Below are 1,627 nucleotides of genomic sequence, written 5' to 3' on the forward strand. Positions count from 1 at the left end.
AACAACAAGACGCGAGCCAGGAGACCTGCCACATTCAAAAAACCATTGTCAAACTTTCGGGATAAAAGTTTGGGTGAAGGAAGCTTCATACCTTATTTCCCGGTTAATTCTTTTAACCAATGAACAAATTAATGATTTCGGCACTATTATGTGCCACCACACTGGTTTCTGCCCAGGAATTTCAAAAAGCAGAACCATTAGACTCCGTTTTTATCGACACCAAAGTGCAACTCCACCGCAAAAACAGCGGGAAAGTAGTTTCTAAAATCACTTCGGAGACCCTGGAGCGCAGTACCGGAAAGTCAGTAGCACAGGTCATCAACGAGGTTTCAAGTATCGAAATCAACGGTAGCCGCAGTTATGACGGACAAAATTTAGGCTACTATGTGCGTGGTGGCAGAAACCGTCAGGTCGTGATTATGTTGGATGGCGTGCAGGTGACAGACGGCTCTCAAATTGCCAATGATTATGACCTGCGACTGGTGCCGGCTCAAAACATCGAGCAGATTGAGATTGTGAAAGGCGCATCCAGTGTGCTTTACGGTAGTGGTGCAGCCACAGCGGTCATCAACATCACCACTAAAAAATCGAGTGATCAACCCATTGCAGCGTCCTTTACTTCGACGGTAGGCACCAATCAGGCACAGGGAGTGGATACTTACCGCGCTGAGGAATTTACAAACTCAGTAAATGTCAACGGGACAGTGGGCAAGTTTTTCTACCTCGCTACCTTTAACAACCGCTATGTTGACGGACTCTCAGCCATAGCTGCACCCGAAGGCGAAGAACCCTTTGAAAGCGATGTGTTTAACAGTTTTGATACCAAAGTCAATCTGGGTGTTCACCTGACTGAAAATATAAAAATGAGTCAGTTTTTTAGTTATGGCAAGTTCAAAACCGGCTTTGACAAATTTGATTTTACAGATGCCAACCACCTTTCAGAATCGCGCAAACTGCGCACAGGGGGTAACTTTGAGTGGAAATACAAAAGCGGGAAGTATGTCTTCAACGATTCTTATGCGTGGTTAGAGCGTGAATTGTCTGATAACTTTCCGGTGAAGTATGATGCCCGTTTTTATGCGTTAGACAATTATCTGCAGCATCGGTTGGGAGAGCAAGTGACGGCTATCGTTGGGTTTAATCTCTCTACTTCAAATATGAACGCTTTTAGCATTCCTTTCGGCGAAAGCGAGTTTGCACAGCTAATTGATAAAGAGGATGCGCGTTTCACCATTTTTGACCCTTATGTGAATGGGGTGTATGTTTCCGATTTTGGATTGAATGTCAATGCCGGTGCACGTTTGAATACGCATTCGGTCTATGATAACAAGTTGGTTTACAACATCAATCCTTCTTATAATTTCGCTTTAAGCGAAAACAATTTAAAAGTGCTTGCTTCATACAGCACGGCTTATATCACCCCGTCCTTGTTTCAGATTTATGACCCGTCTTATGGCAATGAAGAGCTAAAACCGGAAGAAAATGCCACCATAGAAGCAGGTGTTGAATTTACCACAAACACCAATTTTAGGGCCAGTGCTGTGTATTTTACACGAAATGAGAAAAACTATGTCGATTTTGTAACGGTGGACCCGCCCAAGAACATCATGGTCTCTGAAACGGTGTT

General features: G+C 43.9%; 1 protein-coding gene. It reads left to right on the plus strand.

Annotated features, from left to right (window positions below; genetic code table 11):
* Positions 1-119: 119 nt before the first annotated feature.
* The coding region (locus AACY61_RS13470) for a TonB-dependent receptor plug domain-containing protein (protein ID WP_339612098.1) at positions 120-1,627 on the plus strand (1,508 nt) is incomplete at its 3' end.

Source organism: uncultured Planktosalinus sp., from assembly GCF_963973675.1.
Classification (GTDB): Bacteria; Bacteroidota; Bacteroidia; order Flavobacteriales; family Flavobacteriaceae; genus Planktosalinus.